Source organism: Sphingomonas sp. ID1715, from assembly GCF_013044515.1.
In the GTDB taxonomy this organism is placed as follows: Bacteria; Pseudomonadota; Alphaproteobacteria; order Sphingomonadales; family Sphingomonadaceae; genus Sphingomonas_B.
Genome location: NZ_JABEPR010000007.1, coordinates 25768 through 46112 on the forward strand (window position 1 = coordinate 25768; position 20345 = coordinate 46112).

General features: G+C 67.3%; 21 protein-coding genes and 1 pseudogene. 15 read left to right on the forward strand and 7 right to left on the reverse strand.

Going from position 1 to position 20345, the window contains the following annotated elements:
* Positions 1-40: 40 nt before the first annotated feature.
* From HJG53_RS14950 to tsaD, 3 genes are read right to left on the reverse strand one after another with little or no spacing between them, the layout of a single operon-like run.
* Positions 41-520: a glycine zipper 2TM domain-containing protein gene (locus HJG53_RS14950; protein ID WP_254447818.1), complete on the reverse strand. Its 480-nt coding sequence runs from the start codon at positions 518-520 to the stop codon at positions 41-43.
* 54 nt (positions 521-574) lie between these two features.
* Positions 575-1549 (reverse strand): NAD(P)H-dependent glycerol-3-phosphate dehydrogenase, encoded by a 975-nt coding sequence (locus HJG53_RS14955; protein WP_171131970.1) that lies wholly within the window; start codon positions 1547-1549, stop codon positions 575-577.
* Entirely contained in the window at positions 1546-2580 is a 1035-nt protein-coding gene (tsaD, locus tag HJG53_RS14960; RefSeq protein ID WP_171131972.1) for a tRNA (adenosine(37)-N6)-threonylcarbamoyltransferase complex transferase subunit TsaD, read from the reverse strand. The genes HJG53_RS14955 and tsaD overlap by 4 nt, the downstream gene beginning before the upstream one ends.
* Before the next feature lie 45 nt (positions 2581-2625).
* Here tsaD and hemC point away from each other — a divergent pair, with 45 nt between their 5' ends.
* The 5 genes from hemC (at position 2626) to HJG53_RS14985 (ending at position 6273) form a co-directional block, all read left to right on the forward strand.
* Positions 2626-3534 carry a hydroxymethylbilane synthase gene (hemC, locus tag HJG53_RS14965; RefSeq protein WP_171131974.1) on the forward strand — a complete coding sequence of 303 codons (909 nt, stop codon included), beginning with the start codon at positions 2626-2628 and terminating at the stop codon, positions 3532-3534.
* A complete protein-coding gene (locus HJG53_RS14970; protein ID WP_171131976.1) occupies positions 3531-4184 on the forward strand; it encodes a uroporphyrinogen-III synthase in 654 nt (217 codons plus the stop codon). The genes hemC and HJG53_RS14970 overlap by 4 nt, the downstream gene beginning before the upstream one ends.
* Before the next feature lie 10 nt (positions 4185-4194).
* Entirely contained in the window at positions 4195-5073 is an 879-nt protein-coding gene (locus HJG53_RS14975; protein WP_171131978.1) for a hypothetical protein, read from the forward strand.
* A 9-nt stretch (positions 5074-5082) separates the two neighbouring features.
* Positions 5083-5715 carry a 7-carboxy-7-deazaguanine synthase gene (gene queE / locus HJG53_RS14980; protein ID WP_171131980.1) on the forward strand — a complete coding sequence of 211 codons (633 nt, stop codon included), beginning with the start codon at positions 5083-5085 and terminating at the stop codon, positions 5713-5715.
* A gap of 273 nt (positions 5716-5988) precedes the next feature.
* Positions 5989-6273 (forward strand): hypothetical protein, encoded by a 285-nt coding sequence (locus HJG53_RS14985; protein WP_217352879.1) that lies wholly within the window; start codon positions 5989-5991, stop codon positions 6271-6273.
* Positions 6274-6302: 29 nt separating this feature from the next.
* Here HJG53_RS14985 and HJG53_RS18405 read toward each other — a convergent pair whose 3' ends face one another.
* The 3 genes from HJG53_RS18405 to HJG53_RS14995 all read right to left on the reverse strand — a co-directional run bounded on the left by HJG53_RS18405 (position 6303) and on the right by HJG53_RS14995 (position 9434).
* On the reverse strand, positions 6303-6509 hold the full coding sequence (locus HJG53_RS18405) for a hypothetical protein (RefSeq protein WP_217352880.1): 207 nt from the start codon (positions 6507-6509) through the stop codon (positions 6303-6305).
* Between the two features lie 505 nt (positions 6510-7014).
* Positions 7015-7800: a crotonase/enoyl-CoA hydratase family protein gene (locus tag HJG53_RS14990; protein WP_171131984.1), complete on the reverse strand. Its 786-nt coding sequence runs from the start codon at positions 7798-7800 to the stop codon at positions 7015-7017.
* A gap of 104 nt (positions 7801-7904) precedes the next feature.
* Entirely contained in the window at positions 7905-9434 is a 1530-nt protein-coding gene (locus tag HJG53_RS14995; RefSeq protein ID WP_171131986.1) for an acyl-CoA synthetase, read from the reverse strand.
* Positions 9435-9485: 51 nt separating this feature from the next.
* Between HJG53_RS14995 and HJG53_RS15000 the strand changes: the two genes are divergently transcribed.
* Together HJG53_RS15000 and HJG53_RS15005 are read left to right on the forward strand one after the other, a co-directional pair.
* Positions 9486-9917, forward strand: coding sequence for a PaaI family thioesterase (locus HJG53_RS15000; protein ID WP_171131988.1), 432 nt, complete (start codon positions 9486-9488; stop codon positions 9915-9917).
* Complete coding sequence (locus HJG53_RS15005; RefSeq protein ID WP_171131990.1) at positions 9914-10297, forward strand: PaaI family thioesterase; 384 nt, start codon at positions 9914-9916, stop codon at positions 10295-10297. The genes HJG53_RS15000 and HJG53_RS15005 overlap by 4 nt, the downstream gene beginning before the upstream one ends.
* A 66-nt stretch (positions 10298-10363) precedes the next feature.
* On the opposite strand, the gene HJG53_RS15010 is transcribed toward HJG53_RS15005, so the two are convergent.
* Entirely contained in the window at positions 10364-11152 is a 789-nt protein-coding gene (locus HJG53_RS15010) for an SDR family oxidoreductase (protein WP_171131992.1), read from the reverse strand.
* A gap of 176 nt (positions 11153-11328) precedes the next feature.
* Here HJG53_RS15010 and HJG53_RS19200 point away from each other — a divergent pair.
* The 8 genes and pseudogenes from HJG53_RS19200 (at position 11329) to HJG53_RS15050 (ending at position 20343) form a co-directional block, all read left to right on the forward strand.
* Positions 11329-12560: pseudogene (locus HJG53_RS19200) on the forward strand (spinster family MFS transporter).
* 11 nt (positions 12561-12571) lie between these two features.
* Positions 12572-13408: an SDR family NAD(P)-dependent oxidoreductase gene (locus tag HJG53_RS15020; protein ID WP_171131994.1), complete on the forward strand. Its 837-nt coding sequence runs from the start codon at positions 12572-12574 to the stop codon at positions 13406-13408.
* A 100-nt stretch (positions 13409-13508) separates the two neighbouring features.
* Positions 13509-14942: an MFS transporter gene (locus tag HJG53_RS15025; RefSeq protein ID WP_171131996.1), complete on the forward strand. Its 1434-nt coding sequence runs from the start codon at positions 13509-13511 to the stop codon at positions 14940-14942.
* Positions 14943-15010: 68 nt separating this feature from the next.
* Positions 15011-16309, forward strand: a complete 1299-nt coding sequence (locus HJG53_RS15030) for an acyl-CoA dehydrogenase family protein (protein ID WP_171131998.1) — start codon at positions 15011-15013, stop codon at positions 16307-16309.
* Between the two features lie 100 nt (positions 16310-16409).
* On the forward strand, positions 16410-17498 hold the full coding sequence (locus tag HJG53_RS15035; protein WP_171132000.1) for a Zn-dependent alcohol dehydrogenase: 1089 nt from the start codon (positions 16410-16412) through the stop codon (positions 17496-17498).
* Positions 17499-17583: 85 nt separating this feature from the next.
* Complete coding sequence (locus HJG53_RS15040; protein ID WP_171132002.1) at positions 17584-18651, forward strand: phosphotransferase family protein; 1068 nt, start codon at positions 17584-17586, stop codon at positions 18649-18651.
* A complete protein-coding gene (locus HJG53_RS15045; RefSeq protein WP_171132004.1) occupies positions 18648-19409 on the forward strand; it encodes an SDR family oxidoreductase in 762 nt (253 codons plus the stop codon). Before HJG53_RS15040 ends, HJG53_RS15045 begins: the two co-directional genes overlap by 4 nt.
* 142 nt (positions 19410-19551) lie before the next feature.
* A complete protein-coding gene (locus HJG53_RS15050) occupies positions 19552-20343 on the forward strand; it encodes an SDR family NAD(P)-dependent oxidoreductase (RefSeq protein WP_171132006.1) in 792 nt (263 codons plus the stop codon).
* The last annotated feature ends 2 nt before the right edge of the window (positions 20344-20345 follow it).

Sequence of the window (20345 nt, forward strand, 5' to 3'; positions counted from 1 at the left end):
TTTAGCCGAATGGCCTTGCACAATGCCTAACGCTTGCCGATCAGCGGCAGCGCACCTGCCCACGTTGGACTTCGCGGCCCAGCGCGGCGCCCGCGGCACCGCCGATCAGCGTACCAAGAATGCTCGAGCGGCCGCCATCGATCGCGTTGCCAAGCAATGCGCCGACCGCGCCGCCGATGATCAGGCCGGTGGTGCCATCCGAGCGACGGCAATAATAGCGCCCGTCATTGCCGCGATAGATGCGGTCGTTCCGGGTTAGCGCGCGCTCGCGATAGTAGCGGCCGTCGCGGTAATAGCGGTCGGCGTAATAGACGCGTTGACCGGGTTCGAGCCGGTTCCAGTCATAGCGGCGCGCCTGCCGCCAGTCGCGCAGCGCCTGGCGCCGTTCGCGCTGCGCCTGACGCATGTCCTGCCGGTATTCGCGTTCGATCTGGCGCCGATTCTGCGCCTCGGCCGGAGCCGACACCAGCGTCGGAGCCGCGGTCGCCGCCATCATCAGGCCGATCAGGAACCTCTTCATCACTCTGCCTCCGTTCGGTGCGGGGGCTAAACGGGTCGAGGCGGCTCCGGTTGCCTATTCGGTGCGCAGGGGGCGCGCGAGCAGCGTGTCTATAACGACATCGACCTCGATCCTGCCTTCAAGCAGCGCGCAGACCGCGTCGACGACCGGCATGTCGACCCCCGCATCGCGCGCCGCCTGCTGCAGCACCGGCGCCGTGAATGCTCCTTCCGCGACCGTGCGCCGATCGGCGAGCAACTCCGCCGCGGCTCGCCCTTCGCCCAGGCCCTTGCCGAGCGAGAAGTTGCGTGAGCTGGTGGAGGAGCAGGTGAGCACCAGGTCCCCCAGACCCGACAGGCCCGCCAGCGTCTCCGGCCGTGCGCCGCGCGCCATGCCGAATCGGGTCATTTCGGCAAAGCCGCGGCTGATCAGCGCCGCGCGCGCATTCTGGCCCAGGCCGCGCCCTTCGACCACGCCGCAGGCGATGGCGAGGACGTTCTTCACTGCACCGCCAATCTCGGCGCCGATCACATCGCGCGAGACATAGGGCCGGAAAAAGGGCCGGGCGAGCTGTGCTGCCAACGACCTGGCGAGCGTGTCGTCGGGGCAGGCGAGGGTGACGGCAGTCGGCAGGCCGGCCGCCACTTCATGGGCGAAGGTCGGCCCCGACAGCACCGCGATCGGTGCACGCGGCTGCACCTGCGCGGCGACTTCGGACATCAGCAGGCGCGTGCCAGCCTCGATGCCCTTCGCGCAGAGGATAAGCGGCGCGTCGCTGGCGGCCATCTGTTTCAGAACCGCGCGGAGATGCTGGGCGGGTGTGACCAGGAGCAGCATCGTGCAGCTGCCCAGTTCCTTCAGTGCGCCACTCGCCCTGATCGCCGGCGACAACTTTGTGCCGGGCAGGAACAGGCTGTTTTCGTGGCTCCGGTTGATCGCCTCGACGACTTCAGGCTCGCGCGCCCAGAGCAGGACGTCTTCGCCGCCCGCCGCCACGACCTGCGCGAGCGCCGTGCCCCAGGCGCCGCCGCCGACCACGCCGATCGTCACGCTTTCACTCCCGCGCCGCGCGCCGGAGCAGCGTCGGGGTCCAATGGCCAGCGCGCGCGCGCCGGCGTGTCGAGAGGATCGACCAGGCCTAAGGCGAAGCGCTCGGCGCCCGCCCAGGCGATCATCGCCGCATTGTCGGTGCACAGCCACAGCGGCGGGGCGACGAAGGGCAGTCCATGCTCCGCCGCCAGCGCCTGCAGCGCGGTGCGGATCGCGCCATTGGCCGCGACTCCGCCCGCCACCACCAATGCCGTTGCCCCGTGAGCTTTCCGCATGGCGCGCCGCGTGCGGTCAACCAGGCAGTCGACCACCGCCTGCTGAAACGAGGCGGAGATATCGGCGGCCGACCAGCGTCCGGCATCGCGAGCACGGGCAACCGCGCTTTTCAGCCCTGCGAAGGAGAAATGCGGATCGGGCGTGCCGACCAGCGGACGCGGCAGCGGCACGGCCCTCGGATCGCCATCGCGCGCCGTGCGCTCGACTGCGGGACCACCCGGAAAGCCGAGGCCAAGCAGCTTCGCCGTCTTGTCGAATGCTTCACCGGCCGCGTCGTCGATGGTGGTCGCGAGCCGGCGGTAGCGGCCGACACCCTCGACAAGCAGCAGCTGGCAATGGCCGCCTGAGACGAGCAGCAGCAGATAGGGGAAGTCGAGGTCCGGCGTTGCGAGGCGTGGGCTAAGCGCATGCCCCTCGAGGTGATTGACCGCGATCAGCGGCTTGTCCGCCGCGAGCGCCAGCGCCTTGGCGGTGACCAGTCCGACCATGACGCCGCCGATCAAACCGGGCCCGGCGGTGGCAGCGATCGCGTCGACCTGATCGAGGCCAATGCCTGCATCGGCAAGCGCCGCCTCGACCAGCGGGGTCACTGCCTCGACATGGGCGCGGGCGGCGATTTCCGGGACGACACCGCCATAGGGCGTATGCTCGGCCTCCTGGCCAGCCAGCCGGTGGGCGACGATCTCGCGCCCGGTCGTCACCAGCGCCGCCGCCGTTTCGTCGCAACTGGATTCGATACCGAGGATCAGCGCCATGGCCGCCCCCTACAATCTCGCGCGGCGCCTGTCTAAAGGAGGCCGATGGAGAGAAGACTTCGCCTCGGCACCCGTGGCTCGCCGCTTGCGCTTACCCAGGCGAACTTGGTGAAGCAGGCGCTGCTGACCGCGCATGGCTGGGGCGACGAGACGATCGAGATCGTCACCGTGAAGACCAGCGGTGACCGCATTCAGGATCGTCCGCTCGCCGACGTCGGCGGCAAGGCGCTCTGGACCAAGGAGCTGGACCTCGCCCTTGATGAACGCCGGATCGACTTCGCCGTCCATTCGATGAAGGACGTCGAGACGATCCGCCCCGACGAGATCGTCATTGCGGCGATGCTGCCCCGCGCGGATGTGCGTGACCGGTTGATCGGGGCGGAGTCGATCGCGGCGATCCGTCAGGGCGGACGGGTGGGCACGAGTTCCCCGCGCAGGAGCGCGCAGATCCTGCGGCTGCGCCCGGATTGTGAGGTTGTGCTGTTCCGCGGCAATGTCGACACCCGCTTGGCCAAGCTGGCCGCGGGGGAGGCGGACGCGACCTTGCTGGCGGCGGCGGGTCTGGAGCGATTGGGCAAGGCGGTCGGCGCGCCGGTGCCCGTCGACGAGATGCTCCCGGCGCCGGCGCAAGGGGCCGTGGGCATCGAGGCGCGGCGTGACGATGCCGAGACGCGCGACTGGCTGGCGGCGATCGACGATCTCGCGACCAGCCGCTGCGTGCGGGCGGAGCGCGCGTTGCTCGCGCGCCTCGGCGCGGACTGCCGGTCGCCGGTCGCCGCCTTGGCGCAACAAAGCGACGGAGGCATGGTGCTGCGCGCCCAGATCCTCCTTCCGGACGGCAGCGAGGCCGAGCAGGGCGCGTTGACGATCGGCGACCCGTCCGAAGCAAGCGATCTGGCGGCGGAACTGCTCGCCCGTGCCTCGGACCAGCTGCGCGCCCATTTTCAGGGATGACCCGGCCGCTGCTCGTCCTGCGGCCCGAGCCCGGAGCGAGCGCCACCGCCGCACGGATCGAGGTGCTCGGCCTCGAGGCCATCGTCTCCCCGCTGTTCCGCATCGTGCCGCTCCATTGGGAAGCCCCTGATCGGCCATGGGAGGCGCTGCTGATCACCAGCGCGAACGCGGCCCGCATGATCGACGAGCGGATCGACCGTGCCGTGCCGGTCTATGCGGTCGGCGCAACGACCGCGGCTGCGGCGGAGCAGGCGGGATTCCGCAATGTGATCGTCGGCCGCGGCGACGTCGCGCAGCTGGTCGACCGCGCCGCGGGCGACGGGGTGCGCGCGCTGCTCCACCTGGCGGGGGCCGACCGCACCGGCTTCGATCCGCAGGGGCTGAAGGTCGAGGTACGCGCCGTCTATGCCGCCGAACCGGTGGCGCCCGGACCGGCGTTTCGCGAAGCGCTGGAGCGGGATGCAGTGGCGCTGCTCCACTCCGCCCGCGCCGCGCGGCGGTTTCGCGAGTTGGCCGGTCCACAGGGTGCGATCGCCGCGATCAGCCCTGCCGTGCGCGCTGCGGCGGGCACCGGCTGGGCGCACGCGGTCGCAGCGGAGCGGCCGACCGATGACGCGCTGCTGGCGGTGGCGGCGCGGCTGTGCCAATGAAGCAGGGAAGATGAGCACCAGCTACGACACGCTCCAGCCGAGATCGGCGCGCAGCCGCGCTCCGCTGGTGATCGGCGCGATCGCCTTCATCGCCGGGCTGCTGCTCGCCGGCTGGGTGCTGTCGCGCTGGGACACCGCGCGCAACTGGCTGTTCGGCGCGCCGTCGCAGCAGGCGGTCTCGGCCGCGCCGCAGCCGCAACTGCCGGTCGCCCAGCCGGAGCCGATCGTGCCCAACGAATCGATGGTCGCGGTCGACCCGAGCACCGCCGCGGCGCTCGGCCAAAGGGTCGGCGAGATCGAGGCCCGGATCGACCGGGTCGCCGAGCGCGCCAATGCCGCCGGCGACAATGCCGCCCGCGCCGAAGGCCTGCTGATCGCCTTCGCCGCCCGCCGCGCCATCGATCGCGGGCTGGGGCTCGGCTATATCGAGGGGCAGTTGCGCGAGCGCTTCGGTGCCACCCAGCCGCAGGCGGTGGCGACGATCATCGCCGCCTCGCGCGAGCCGATCACGCTCGACGAGCTTCAACTCGGCCTCGACGATCTCGCGCCCGGTCTCGCCAGCGGCACCGCGGACGAGGGCTGGTGGCCGTCGCTGCGCAGCGAGCTCGGCAGCCTGGTGGTGGTGCGCAAGGTCGGCCAGCCCTCGCCGGTCCCGACCGAACGCCTGCGCCACGCCCGCCGCCTGCTCGCCGGTGGTCAGGTCGAAAAGGCGCTGGTCGAGGTCGCGCGCTTGCCCGGCCGGTCCAAGGCGCAGAACTGGATGGCGGCGGCGCGGCGCTACATCGTCACCCGCCGCGCGCTCGACGTGATCGAAACCGCGGCGATCCTGACCCCCAAGGCGCCGGTCGCGCCGACGCCCTTGCTGCCGGACCCGCCGCCCGCCATGTGAGCCGGGCCGATGGCCTATTCCGTCAAAGAAATCTTCTACACGCTGCAGGGCGAGGGGCGGCAGGCCGGGCGCGCCGCCGTCTTCTGCCGCTTTGCCGGCTGTAATCTCTGGTCGGGCCGCGAGCAGGACCGGGCGGAGGCCGTCTGCACCTTTTGCGATACCGATTTCGTCGGCATTGGCGGCACCGGCGGCGGCAAGTTCGCCGATGCCGAGGCGCTTGCGAGTGCGGTGGCGGCGACATGGAGTGGCGGGGAGGGCCGCAGGCTGGTCGTGCTGACCGGTGGCGAGCCGCTGCTGCAGGTCGACACTGCGCTGATCGATGCGCTGCACGCCCGCGGCTTCGAGATCGCGGTCGAGACCAACGGCACGATCGCGCCGCCGCCGGGCCTCGACTGGCTCTGCGTCAGCCCGAAGGCGGACGCGCCGCTCGCCGTCACCTCGGGCGACGAACTGAAATTGGTCTATCCCCAGCCCGCGGCGACGCCGGAACGGTTCGAGGCGCTCGCCTTCGATCACTTCCTGCTCCAGCCGATGGACGGCCCTGCCCTGGCGGAGAATACCGAAGCCGCCATCGCCTATTGCATGGCGCACCCGAAATGGCGGCTGTCGGTGCAGACTCACAAGGTGGTCGGCATCCGCTGAGCTTAGCTTGGGGTGCGCCAGAAACCCCGGGCTAAGGTCATGAAGGCTGGCGGATTCTTTCCGCACATTCCGCACGTTCCGCACATATTGCACGTGCAACATGTACATTTTCTGTCGATCTCAACGGTTCAAAGAGCTGCCACATACCGTGGCTCGCGCCCACGCTATCAAGTGGGGTACCGAATAGGACAGGATTTTCGGAAGGCGCGTCACAAAATCAGCAAACGTCCGTGACGGGTGGTATGCGGACCTTCAAGGAGCTAGCTTGATGCCATGCACGCAGGCAGCAACCCTCCCCAAGCATCGCGGATGTGGCGTTTCGTGCTGCAGGTGTATCTCTGGCTAAGCGTGGCTCTCAGCATGGCGGATGCCCTGGTCTTGGGTCTGCTCACGACAGGTGAAGATGCCCATTTGATCGGAGCTGCGCTGCTTTGCTTTGCTGGATTGGCGGCGGCGTTCGCGTTGTCGGTTCCTCGATTAACCGCGCCTAAGCCGTGGCATTGGCTGCTTGGAGCAGTCCTAGTTGCACCCGCCATTCTGACTGTCGTCACCCGCTAAGCTTTCAGAAGTGGCTTCCGGCCGTTCGATCAGGCTCGTTGCGCTGCATAGGCAAGCAAGCCAATGGCCAAGAGAGCTAAGCCAAACAGGTCCAAGAACCGAACGTTCCTCGCCGTCACCCGACGCGCTTGTTCCGGCACTTCAGCTTCTCTTGCTTGCGCCTGACCGAACCACCAGCGGAGGGTCGCCGCAAAGAAGATCAAGACGATGATCGCCGCGCCTAAAGCAAACTCCATACGGCACTTAGATCAGCATGTCGGCATGTCTGCAATGGGTGGATTGCGGACGTTCCAAGTCTTTCGATTTAGGAACAGGCCCCCATCACGGTCCGATTGCCCTCAACAAAGACAGGGCACTCCATACCCCGGCTTGTCTCTCGCTGACATCTACCGGTTGCTCGAAGTCCGCCTTTGATCGGGGGTATCTTATTTAGGATATGGTCTGCGACACAGGCACCTTGGCAATCCCGCTTTCCGGAGCAGGGCTTGCCGGCATCTTTGAAGCGAAAGACGCATATGCGCTTCACGGGTAGCCCGCGAGCTGGCTGGATGCTCCCGCCCCTAACCTTACAGGCAGCTACTTGAGCGGGAGACAGGTCAAGGCTTTGGCCGTGAGCAGGGGCACCGCACAGAACCACTAGCCCGATCAGCAGCCATCTCACAGAGTCGAGCCCTCTCAAGTAGAACGGCGCTGCAAACTGGCACGAAAGACGAACGTCCGCAAAGGGTCGGAACCGGACATTTAATCCCCGAACTTCGCCGCCCGCTTCTCAATGTTCGCTCGCACCGCCTCGACCTGGTTGGGCGTGCGGATGACGGCGGCTTGTTCGACGCTTTCGGCCATCAGCAGGGCTTCGGCGTCGGGGGCGTAGGCGTTGTAGAGGCGTTTGGCGCCGCGGATCGCTTGCGGGTTCTTGGACGCGATCTCGCGGGCCAGAGTGAGGGCTTCGGCGCGCGGGTCTTCGGCGAGGCGGGTGGCGAAGCCGAGGCGGAGGGCTTCTTCGCCCGAGAATTCGCGGTTGGTGTAGGTGAGTTCGCGCAGGACATCGTCGCGGACAAGGGTCCGCCACAGGGCCACGCCACCCATGTCGGGCACCAGGCCCCATTTCATTTCCATGATGGAAAGGCGCGCGGCCGGGTGCATGATGCGCATGTCGGCGCCGGACATGATCTGGAAGCCGCCGCCGAAGGCGATGCCGTGCACCGCGGCGATCACCGGCACGGGCAGTTCGCGCCAGCCCCAGGCGACGTGCTGGAAGATGTTGGCGATGCCGTGGGTGCGGTCGGTCAGCGTCTTGCCGGCGCTCGCCCCGCCCGAGGCCATGCTGGCCATGTCGAGTCCGGCGGAAAAGGCGCGGCCTTCGCCCGACAGCACGACCGCGCGGAGGCCCTTCATCGCGCGCAGTTCGGCAAGCGCGGCTTCGATGCCTTCGAACATCGCCGGGTCGAGGGCGTTCAGTTTGTCGGCGCGGTTCAGGCGGACGTCGGCGACGCCGTCATTGAACTGGATCGTAACGCGTTCTTCCATCCACCCACTCCGGTTTGGGCTGAGCCTGTCGAAGCCCTCCCTTCCCGCTTTGGTGTACAGCAAGGAAGGCCTTCGACAAGCTCAGGCCGAACCGTGCCAAGGGGTCAAACGATCGTGCTTTCCTTGCCCCAGTATCGGTCGCGGATCAGGCGCTTGTAGAGCTTGCCGGTCGGGTGGCGCGGCAGTTCATCGACGAAGTCGATGCGGCGCGGCGTCTTCACGCCGGACAGGCTCTGGCGGCAATAGGCGGTGAGTTCGTCGGCGAGCGCGGCGCTCGCTTCGGTGCCGGCCATCGGCTGGATCACCGCCACCACCTGCTCGCCCATTTCGTCATGCGGCGCGCCGACCACCGCGACATCGGCGACGGCCGGATGGGTGACGAGATGATTCTCGATTTCCTGCGGGTAGATGTTCACGCCGCCCGAGATGATCATGAAGCTCTTGCGGTCGGTCAGGTAGAGATAGCCCTCCTCGTCCAGCCAGCCGACATCGCCGAGCGTCGACCAGCCATGGCGGTTGCGCGTCTCCGCCGTCTTTTCCGGATCGTTGTGATATTCGAAGTTGGTCTGGCCTTCGAAATAGACGAGGCCGGTTTCGCGCGGCGGCAGGTCATTGCCGTCCTCATCGCAGATATGGACGATGCCGTGCACCGCACGGCCGACCGAGCCCGGGTGCGACAGCCAGTCCTGCGGGCCGATCGCGGTCATGCCATTGCCTTCGGAGCCGGCATAATATTCGTGGATGATCGGCCCCCACCAATCCATCATCGCCTGCTTGACCGGCACGGGGCAGGGCGCGGCCGCGTGGAAGGCGACCTTCAGCGACGAGATGTCGTAGCGGCTGCGCACCGCGTCAGGCAGCTTCAGCATGCGGACGAAATGGGTGGGCACGAATTGGGCGTGGGTCACCCGGTAGCGCTCGATCGCCGCAAGCGCCGCTTCGGGGTCGAAATGCTGCATGACGATGGCGGTGCCGCCAAAGCGCTGCACCGTCATCGTCCAGCGCAGCGGAGCGGCGTGGTAGAGCGGCGCGGGGCTCAAATACACGCTGTCGGGCCCGACCAGGTACAGGCCTTGGGCCAGCATCATCAGCGCGTTGGGCGCGTCGATGTCGGAAGGGTCGGGCAGCGCCACCCGCACGCCCTTGGGCCGGCCGGTCGTGCCGGACGAATAGAGCATGTCCACGCCCGCGCTTTCGTCGGAAATCGGCGTGTCCGGCATCGCGGCGAGCAGGGGCTCGACCTCCTCGAAGCCTTCGGCCGTTCCGTCGAGCATCAGCCGGTGCACGTCGGCGTTCAGCGCGGTCGCTATCTTGGCGAGCGAAGCTTGGGTGACGAGCAGGCGCGCGCCGCTGTCGGCCAGAATATAGTCCACTTCGGGCGCGGTCAGCTTGCAGGAAATGCAGACGAAGAAGAGGCCCGAGCGTTGCGCGCCCCAGGCGAATTCGAGATAGCGGCTGTGGTTTTCCAGGAAGAGCGCGATGACGTCGCCACGCTGCAGCCCGCGGGCGCGGAACAGTTGGGCGACGCGGTTGGAGCGCGCGTCGAGCTCGCGATAGCTGATCGTTTCGCCGGTTTCGGCGATGATGATCGCCGGCTTGTCGGGCTGGGCAGCCCCGTGACGCGCGGGATGCATCCTCTCTCCTTTTGTTTGCGGAAAGGAATACGCGACTCTAAGCCGCCTGCAATGCCCGTGAATTCCGCTTTCGATCCCGAACGCTTCGTGTCGACCCTCGCGTCCCGCGCCCATGGCGGGCTGATCGGGCTGCGCTATGTCGGACATGGCGAGGACTGGGCGGAACTCGCGATCGATTATGACGAAAGGCTGATCGGCGACGAGGCGAGCGGCGTGCTCGCTTCGGGGCCGATCCTCGCGCTGATGGACATGGCGACCAGCATGTCGATCTGGATCAAGCAGCAAAGGTTTCGCGCGCAGGCGACGCTCGATCTGCGGGTCGATTATCTTCGGCCGGCGACGCCCGGCAAGGCGGTGATCGGGCGCGGCGAATGCTATCGCATCACCCGCAGCGTCGCCTTCATCCGCGGCCAGGCGCATGACGGCGATCCCGACGATCCGGTCGCGCATGTCGCCGGCACCTATATGTTCACCGATCTATGAAGCTGCCGCCCTATGCCGGCCTGCTCGGCCTGACCATCACTGGAGAAGAGGCCGGCGCCCCGATCCTCACCATGCCCTGGCGCACAGGGGTGATGGGCCGTCCCGGCTTCCTCCACGGCGGGGCGATCGGCGGGCTGCTGGAGATGGCGGCGATCGCCGCCCTGCACGCCCGCTTCGCGGATGATGAGCGGCCGCGGATCAAGCCAATCACCGTGACGGTCGACTATATGCGCGGGGGCCGGGAGGCGGAAACCTTCGCGCTCGGCCGCATCACCCGGCTGGGGACGCGGGTCGCCAATCTCGAGGCGAGCGCCTGGCAGGAGGATCGGGACAGGCCGATCGCACTCGCGCGGATGAACGTGTTGTTGAGCCGCTCCTAAGCCGCTCGCTTCGAGCGAGGTCGAGAAGCGTATCTCGACTTCGCTCGATACGAACGGTGAAGGAGGTCAGGCGTCGATCGACACGCCCACCTTGGCGCTGACCAGGCCTCCATCCACCGTCAGCGTCTCGCCGACCACATAGTCGCCCGCCTGGCTCGCCAGGTAGACGGCGGCGGCGGCGAGGTCCTCGGGGCGGCCGATGCGCTTGGCCGGGATGGAGCGCGCGACTTCCTCGCCATGGTCCCGCGCGGCGCGGTTCATCTTCGAGGGATAGGCGCCGGGCGCGATCGAGGTGACGTTGATGTGATCCTCGATCAGCCGCGCCGCCATCCGCTTGGTCAGGTAGATGAGGCCCGATTTGGACGCGTGATAGCTGTACGTCTCCCAGGGGTTCAGCCGCTGGCCGTCGATCGAGGTGATGTTGATGACCTTGGCCGGCCGATCGGCAGAGGCCGCCGCCTTCAGCATCGGATAAAGCGCCTGCGTCAGGAAGAAGGGCGATTTCAGGTTCAGGTCCATCACCTTGTCCCAGCCCTTTTCGGGGAACTGCTCGAATGGCTCGCCCCAGGCGACGCCGGCATTGTTGACGAGAATGTCGAGCTTCTGTTCGTGTTCGGCGAGCTGGGCGGCGAGCGCCTTGCAGCCGGCGACGGTCGAGAGGTCCTGCGGCAGGGCAATGCAGTTCGGCCCGAGCTCCTCTGCCGTCTGCATGCAGTCTTCGACTGTGCGGGCGCAGATATAGACCTTGGCGCCCTGGGCGATGAACGCCTCGGAAATCCAGCGACCGATGAAGCGCGACCCGCCGGTCACCAGCGCGACGCGACCGTCCAGACGAAACAGCTGTTCGATGTTCATGGCTCTCTCCCGTTGTTCGTCGCTCTTCGGGTTGACCTTACGTGCCCGTCAAGTCCAGCGTGGCGAAAACGACAAGAAGGAGAGGCGCCTTGGGCGCGACCGCAACCGCAGAGCAGGCGCTGTCGCGCCGCACGCTCACGCTGTTCCTGCTGACCCTGACCTATTTCTTCAGCTACATGGACCGGCAGATCCTTTCGATCCTGCTGGAGCCGATCCGGGCCGATCTGAAGCTCAGCGACACGCAGCTGGGGCTGCTGACCGGGCTCGCCTTCGCCGTCTTCTACGCGACGCTCGGCATTCCGGTCGCGCGGCTCGCCGATCGCGGCAACCGGCGCAACATCGTCGCCATCTCGCTCGCGGTCTGGAGCCTGTTCACCGCTCTGTGCGGGCTGGCCCAGAATTATGTCCAGCTGCTGCTGGCGCGGATCGGCGTCGGCGTCGGTGAAGCCGGGTCGAGCCCGCCCAGCCACTCGATGATCGCCGATCTTTACCCGCCCGACCGGCGCGCGGGGGCGATGGCGGTTTACACCTCCGGCGTGGTGCTGGGCGGCGGGTTCGGCACGATGATCGGCGGCTATCTGGCGCACGAATATGGTTGGCGCCTCGCGATCATGGCGGTGGGCCTGCCGGGGCTGGCGCTCGCAATCATCGTCCGCCTGTTCGTCGTCGAGCCGCCGCGCGGCATGTCCGATCCGGCACGGACGCATCGGCCGCACAGCCGCCGTTGGCCGAAGGCTTCCGCTCGATCTGGGCCGAGCCTGCCGCCCGCCACCTCGTCGCGGCGGTCACGCTCACTTCGCTGATCGGCTATGCGCTGGCGGCATTCGGTCCCTCCTTTTACGTCCGCAGTTTCGGCCTCGACGTGCGCACGGTCGGGCTGATCCTGGGGCCGCTGGTCGCGATCGTCGGCACGATCTCGGGCGTGGGCGGCGGCATCCTCGCCGATCGCTGGGCACGTAAGCGCGGACTGCACGTCCAATCCTGGCTGGTCGCGATCCTCAAGACGATCGCACTGCCGTTCCTGATCGCGATGTATCTGGCGCCGGACGTGCGCATCGCCATTCCGGTCTACGCGATCGCCGTGCTGTTCCAGTCGAGCTATCTCGGCCCGACCTTCGCGCTGCTGCAGGGGCTGGCGCCGATGCGGCTGCGGGCAATGTGGGCGGCGATCACGCTGCTCGTCATCAACCTGATCGGGCTCGGCCTCGGACCGACGGCGATCGGGGCGATCAGCGATGCGTTCCGGCCGTTCGTGGGCGAGGAGTCGCTGCGTTATGCTTCGCTTACCACGGCCGGGCTGACGCCCTGGGCGATCTGGCATTATTGGCGCGCCGGTGTGCTGCTCAAGCGGCGTGCCGTAGCGTCCTTTGATGACGCGGCCGGCGGACCTATGCTCGCGAAAAATTAGGAGAGAGATGGATGCGCTTCAGCGGCAAGATCGCCGTGGTCACCGGGGCTGCGTCGGGGATCGGGCGGGCGTCGGCTTTGCGCTTCGCCGAAGAAGGCGCGACCGTTATCGCCGGCGATGTCGACGCGGTGGGCGGGCAGGAACTGGCGGACACGTCCAACGGCCGAATTCGCTTCCGGCGCACCGATGTGACCCGTGAGGAGGACATCGTCGCGCTGCTCGCCGCAGCGGAAGCGGCGGGCGGCCCCGACATCCTGTTCAACAACGCAGGGGCTGGCGGGCTGCGCGCCAAGATCGACGAGATCGACGGCGATGGCTGGGACCGGACGATGGACCTGCTGCTGAAGTCGGTCGCCCTCGGCATTCGCCACGCCGCGCCGCTGATGGCGAAGAAGGGCGGGGGCGCGATCGTCAACACCGCGTCCGTGGCGGCGCTCGCCGCGGGTGCCGCGCCCACCGCCTATTCGGTGGCCAAGGCCGGCGTGCTGCACCTGACCAAGCTCGCCGCCGCCGACTTGGCCAAGGACAACATCCGCGTGAACGCCGTGCTGCCGGGCTTCATCATGACCAACATCTTCGCGTCCGCGGTCGGCCTCGAAGGCGCGGCGCGGGAACAGGCGAATGCGATGATCGGCCATGTCAGCCAGCAGGTGCAGCCGATCCGGCGCTCGGGCCGCCCGGAGGACATTGCCGCCGCGGTCGCCTTCCTCGCCAGCAACGATGCGAGCTTCATCACCGGCACGCACATCCTGGTCGATGGCGGTATGTCCGTGGGCCCCCGCCACAGTTGGGATCCCGACACGCCCGGCCTGTTCGAAGCGCTTGCAAGCCTGGCGCCGGCGGCATGATCTGGATTCTCCGCTCGTCCCGAGCGCAGTCGAGGGGCGCTCGTGCAGGCTCCCAGACACGCCCCTCGACTTCGCTCGGGACGAGCGAGGATAGAACACGATGACCGGCGCCCGCGTGCCGCTGCGCACCAAGCTGGCCTACGGCCTTGGCGCGATTGCCTATGGCATCAAGGACAATGGCTATTCGGTCTTCCTGCTGCTCTTCTACAATCAGGCGGTCGGGCTGCCGGCGAGTTCGGTCGGGTTCGTCATCGGGCTCGCCCTCGTGTTCGACGCGTTCGTCGATCCGATCATCGGCCATTTGTCGGATCGCACGCACACGCGTTGGGGCAGGCGGCATCCCTGGCTCTATGCGTCCGCGCTGCCGATCGCGCTGACCTGGGCGATGCTCTGGCATCCGCCGGAAGGCACGGGACAGACCATTCTCGGCTATCTGCTGATTGTCGCGATCCTCACCCGGGCCGCCATCGCCACCAACGAAGTGCCGAGTCTCGCCATGGCGCCGGAACTGACCCGCGACTATCACGAGCGCACACTGGTGCTGCGTTACCGTTTCCTGTTCGGCTGGGCCGGCGGGCTGGGGATGCTGATGGCCGCCTATGGCTATTTCCTGGCGCCGCCGATCGGGAGCCTGTCGGGTCCGCTGGCGCGCAACGGCTATGGCTGGTTCGGCGTTGCCGGGGCGACGGTGATGGCGGTGGCGGTGCTGATCTCCGCGATCGGCACGCACCGCCTGCTCGCGCACCCGCCCGCGCGCCGGATCGAAAGCAAGCAGCTGTCGGCAACGCTGGGCGACATCAGGGACACGCTGTCCAACCGCGCCTTCCTGCTCCTGATGCTGGCCGGCCTGTTCGGCTATACCAATCAGGGCATCGGCTTTGCGATCTCCAATTATAATCTCAGCTTCGTCTGGCAGTTCGCGCCGGTGCAGTTCCTGATCTATTCGGTTGCGCTGTTCGCGGGCGTGGTGCTGACCTTCCTGCTGGTCGGGCCGCTCGCCCATGCCATGGGGAAGAAGCGCGCGGCGGCGATGCTCACCGTCCTGGGCGCGACCGTCAACATGGCGCCCTACGCACTCCGGCTGGCCGGCCGCTTCCCGGAGCCGGGATCGCCCAACCTGCTGCCTGTTTTCCTCGCCTTTGTCGCGATCGGCACGGCGATGGGGGTAGGGGCGATGATCCTCGGCGCGTCGATGATGTCCGACGTGGTCGAGGCGTCGGAGGAGCGGACCGGACGGCGCGAGGAGGGGCTGTTCTTCGCGGGCGCCCTGTTCATGCAGAAATGCTCGGGCGGGGTCGGCATCTTCGTGACCGGCCTGATCCTGTCGGCAGCGCAGTTTCCAGCGAAAGCACGGCCGGGCGCCGTGCCCGAGCCCGTGATCGATCACTATACCAGCTATTTTATCGCGGTGACGATGACGCTGGCGACGGCCGCCGCCCTCACCTTTCTTCGCTTTCCGTTCGGCAAGGCGGAACATGATGCGCGCCTTGCCAAGCTTGCCGTAGCGGCAGACGAGAGCGGAGCCGTTTCGTGACTTTTTGGGGCTGGAAAGCCCCTTCGTTAGCTGCCTAGAAGGCGCCAAATCGCGACCGGGAGAGAGCCATGGATTTCGACCTCACTGAACGCCAGACCTATTGGCGCGACCGCGTCCGCGACCATATCGAGCGCTTCGTCCGCCCCCGCGTCGACGAATGCCACGAGCAGCACGTCACGGGCGATCCGTGGAAGGTGATTCCCGTCATCGAAGAGGAAAAGGCGCGCGCCAAGGCGGCGGGCATCTGGAACCTGTTCATGCCTCCCTCCTCGGGTCGCGTGCCGGTGGACGACAGTTTCGAGTTCGAGGGTCCCGGCCTCACCAACCTCGAATATGCGCTGTGCGCCGAGGAAATGGGGCGGGTCGGCTGGGCGTCGGAGGTGTTCAACTGCTCCGCGCCCGATACCGGCAACATGGAAGTGTTCCACCGCTACGGCACGCGCGAGCAGAAGGAGCAGTGGCTCAAGCCGCTGATGAACGGCGAGATCCGCTCAGCCTTTCTGATGACGGAGCCGCAGGTCGCCTCGTCGGACGCGACCAACATCGAGACGCGGATCGAGCGGGACGGCGACGATTATGTGCTGAACGGCCGCAAATGGTGGTCGTCCGGTGCCGGCGATCCGCGCTGCAAGATCGCGATCGTGATGGGCAAGAGCGACTTCAGCGCCGCGCGTCACGCGCAGCAGTCGATGATCCTGATGCCGCTCGATGCGCCGGGCGTCACCATCCTGCGCCACCTGCCGGTGTTCGGCTATAACGACGCGCCGCACGGCCATATGGAAATCGAGCTGAAGGATGTGCGCGTGCCCGCGTCCAACATGCTGCTGGGCGAGGGCCGCGGCTTCGAAATCGCGCAGGGCCGGCTCGGACCGGGCCGCATCCACCATTGCATGCGCACCATCGGCGTGGCGGAGGAAGCGCTCAGGAAGATGTGCGAGCGGCTGCTGTCGCGCGTCGCCTTCGGCAAGGTCATCGCCGAGCATAGCGTGTGGGAACAGCGCGTGGCCGAGGCGCGCATCAACATCGAGATGAGCCGGCTGCTCTGCCTCAAGGCGGCGGACATGATGGACAAGGCCGGTAACAAGGCGGCACAGGCCGAAATCGCCATGATCAAGGTTGCCGCCCCCCGCATGGCGCTCCAGATCATCGACGATGCCATCCAGGCCTTTGGCGGCGCCGGCGTGTCGGAGGATGCGGGCCTCGCCAAGGCCTATGCGCACCAGCGCACGCTGCGCCTCGCCGACGGCCCGGACGAAGTGCACAACCGCTCCATCGCGCGGCTCGAGTTCGGCAAATACGGCGGCAAGGAAGCGATCGCTGCCGCCAAGGCCCAGTTCAGCTCGGGCGACATGGGCGTGGCACGGTGATTCGCACGGAACCTCGTCATTCCCGCGAAAGCGGGAACCCGGCCTTTCTTCCCTGCCACTCCTGGGTCCCCGCTTCCGCGGGGATGACGAAAGAAGAAGAATGAAAGCCGCCGTTCTTTTCCAGCCCAAGGAGCCGCTCAGCGTCGAAGACGTGCAGGTGTCCAAGCCCGGCCCGCGCGAGGTGCTGATCCGCACGGCGGCGTGCGGCGTGTGCCGGTCGGACCTGCATTTCGTCGACGGCGCCTATCCGCATGCATTGCCGGCAATCCCCGGCCATGAGGCGGCCGGCATCGTCGAGCAGGTCGGCTCCGAGGTGACCACGGTCAAGGTCGGCGATGCGGTCGTGACCTGCCTCTCCGCCTTTTGCGGGCATTGCGAGTTTTGCGTCACCGGGCGCATGTCGCTGTGCCTGGGCGGCGATACGCGGCGGAAGAAGGGCGAGGCGCCGCGCCTCACCTTCCCGGATGGCCGCGAAGTCAGCCAGATGCTGAACCTGTCGGCCTATGCCGAACAGATGCTGATCCACGAGCATGCCTGTGTCCGCATCGATCCGGAGATGCCGCTCGACCGCGCCTGCGTGATCGGCTGCGCGGTGACGACTGGTGCCGGCGCGGTGTGGAACGCGGCCAATGTCACGCCCGGCGAAACGGTGGCCGTGGTCGGCTGCGGTGGCGTCGGACTGGCGGTCGTGAACGCCGCGAAGATCGCCGGCGCCGGCCGCATCATTGCGGTCGATCCCGTGCCCGAAAAGCGCGAGATCGCGCAGAAGCTCGGCGCCACCGATGTGGTGGACGCTGCGTCCGAAACCGCGGTCGCCGAGATCGTCGAGCTGACCAGGGGCGGCGTCGATCACGCCATCGAGGCGGTGGGCAGGCCGCAATCGGGCGAGCTCGCGGTCAAGGTGCTGAAGCGCGGGGGCACCGCCACGATCCTGGGCATGATGCCGCTCAGCCACCAGACCGGGCTCAGCGCGATGGACCTGCTGTCGGGCAAGAAGCTGCAGGGCGCGCTGATGGGCGCCAATCGCTTCCCGGTCGAGATCCCGCGCCTGGTCGACTTCTACATGCGCGGGCTGCTCGACCTGGACACCATCATCGCCGAACGCGTGCCGCTGACCGAGATCAATCACGCCTTCGATCAGCTGCGCAAAGGCGACACGACGCGCTCCGTGGTGGTGTTCGACGCATGATGAGGTCCGCCCCTCCTTGCGCTCCGGCGAAGGCCGGAGCTCTGATCGAGCAAGGCTCCGACCTTCGCCGGAGCGCAGGTGCGGCATGACTGACGCAGCCACCTCGATGGTCGGCACCATGCCGGTGCCGGACAAGGATCGCCTGGACGAAGCGCGGCTGGCCGAGTGGATGGGTGCGAACGTCGAGAGCTTCGCCGGGCCGATCACGCTTTCGCGCTTCAAGGGCGGCCAGTCCAATCCAACCTACCGGATCGACACGCCGGCGCAGAGCTATGTGCTGCGTCGGCAGCCGTTCGGGAACCTGCTTCCGTCCGCCCATGCGGTCGATCGCGAATATCGGGTCCAGGCGGCGCTGTTTCCGACCGGCTTTCCGGTGGCGCGGCCCTACGGCCTGTGCACGGACCGCGACATGATCGGCTCGATGTTCTACATCATGGGACTGGCCGACGGGCGGAACCTGTGGGACGGGTCGCTGCCCGGCTACACGCCCGAGCAAAGGCGCGGCGTCTATCATGCGATGATCGACACGCTCGCCGACCTGCACAACACCGATCATGAGGCGGTGGGGCTGGCCGACTATGGCAAGCCCGGCAATTATTTCGAGCGCCAGGTCGGTCGCTGGACCAAGCAATATCGGGCGAGCGAGACGGAAACGATCGCAGAAGTGGACCGGCTGATCGAGTGGCTGCCGTCCACTGTGCCGCAACAGGACCGCGTGTCCATCGTTCACGGCGACTATCGCATCGACAACATGATCTTCCACGCTTTGGAAGATCGAGTGATCGCCGTGCTCGATTGGGAATTGTCTACGCTCGGCGATCCGCTCGCCGATTTCTCCTACTTGCTGATGAACTGGGTGACGGAGCCGGAGGGACGCTCCGGTATCAAGGGTCTCGATCACGGGGCGCTCGGCATTCCGACGCTGGAGGAAGCGGTCGAACGCTATTGCGCCCGCACGGGCCGCGCCGGCGTGCCGGACCTGAACTGGTATTTCAGCTACAATCTCTTCCGGCTGACCGGCATCGTGCAGGGCATCAAGAAGCGGATCGTCGACGGCACTGCCTCGTCGCCGCAGGCCGAAGCGACCGCCGCGCGGGTGCCCGGACTGGCCGCGGCGTCCTGGCATTTCGCGCAACTCGCGGGGGCAAAATGAACCTGTTCGATCTCTCCGGCAAAACCGCCATCATCACCGGCTCGTCGCGCGGCATCGGCAAGGCGATTGCCGAGCGGATGGCGGAGCATGGGGCGAACGTCGTCGTCTCCAGCCGCAAGCAGGAGGCGTGCGACGAGGTCGCGGCGGACATCAACGGCCGCTACCCGGGTAGAGCGATCGCGGTTGCCGCCAATATCTCCGACAAGGCCGGGCTGCAGCATTTGGTCGACGAGACGCGGCGGGCCTTCGGGCAGGTCGACATCCTCGTCTGCAACGCGGCATCCAACCCCTATTATGGCCCGATGGACGGCATTGCCGACGAACAATTCCGCAAGATCCTCGACAACAATATCGTCTCGAACCACTGGCTGATCGGCATGGTCGCGCCGGAGATGCGGGGGCGCAAGGACGGGGCGATCGTCATCATCTCGTCGATCGGTGGGCTGCGCGGGACGGCGGTGCTCGGCGCCTACGGCATCTCCAAGGCCGCCGATATGGCGCTCGCCCGCAACCTGGCGCACGAGTTCGGGCCGGACAATGTGCGGGTCAACTGCATCGCGCCGGGCCTGATCAAGACCGACTTTGCGCGCGCCTTGTGGGAGAATCCCGAAACGCTGAAGCGCTCCACGCAGGGCGCGCCGCTGCGGCGGATCGGCGAACCGGACGAGATCGCCGGCGCTGCCGTGTTCCTGGCGGCGCCTGCCGGCTCCTTCACGACCGGTCAGACCATCGTGATCGACGGAGGGCAGACGATATGATCCTTCGAGACGCCGTTTCGGCAAGCTCAACGGCTCCTCAGGATGAGCGGATCACATTTTGTCACGCTCATCCTGAGGAGGAACTGAGCGCAGGCGAAGGCCCGTCTCGAAGGACAGTCTCCGCCAAGCGGGAGGCCAGGTCATGAGATTGTCAGGCAAGGTCGCGGTGATCACCGGCGCCGGTTCGGGCATCGGCCGCGCGACGGCGCGCCGCTTCGCCGCCGAGGGCGCGAAGCTCGTCATCGGCGACAAGTCGGAGGCGGTGCACGAGACTTCGTCGATGATCGGCGGCGACGTCCATGCCGTGCAGATGGATGCAGGCTCCGAGGCCGATGTGCAAGCGATGGTGGCGGAGGCGGTGAGCCGCTTCGGCGGCCTCGACGTGGCCTATGCCAATGCCGGCGTGTCCGGCGGGCTCCCCGGCATCTTCGACCTGACCGTCGAGGAATGGCAGCAGCTGCTCCAGGTCAATCTGATCGGCCCCTGGCTGATGATCAAGCATTCCGGGCGGCACATGATGGAGCAGGGGCGGGGCGGCTCGATCATCTGCACCGCCTCGGTCGCCGGCATCCGTTCGGGTGCGGGCGGGGCGCATTACTCGGCATCGAAGGCGGGCGTGATCAACCTGGTCATGACCGCGGCGCAACAGCTCTCGGCGACGGGCGTGCGCGTCAACGCCATTTGCCCGGGGCTGATCCAGACCGGCATGACCCAGCGCGCGTTCGACTATGCGGAGCAAAAGGGCGTCACCGACAAGATCGGCCGTCTCAATCCACTCCGCCGCGCCGGCCAGCCGGACGAGATCGCCAATATGGCGCTGTTCCTCGCCTCCGACGAAGCATCCTATGTCAACGGCCAGGCCATCGCCGTCGATGGCGGCCTCTCCTCATCCCATCCCGTGACCCGTCAGGAGACGGGCAAGACTGCAGCATAAGG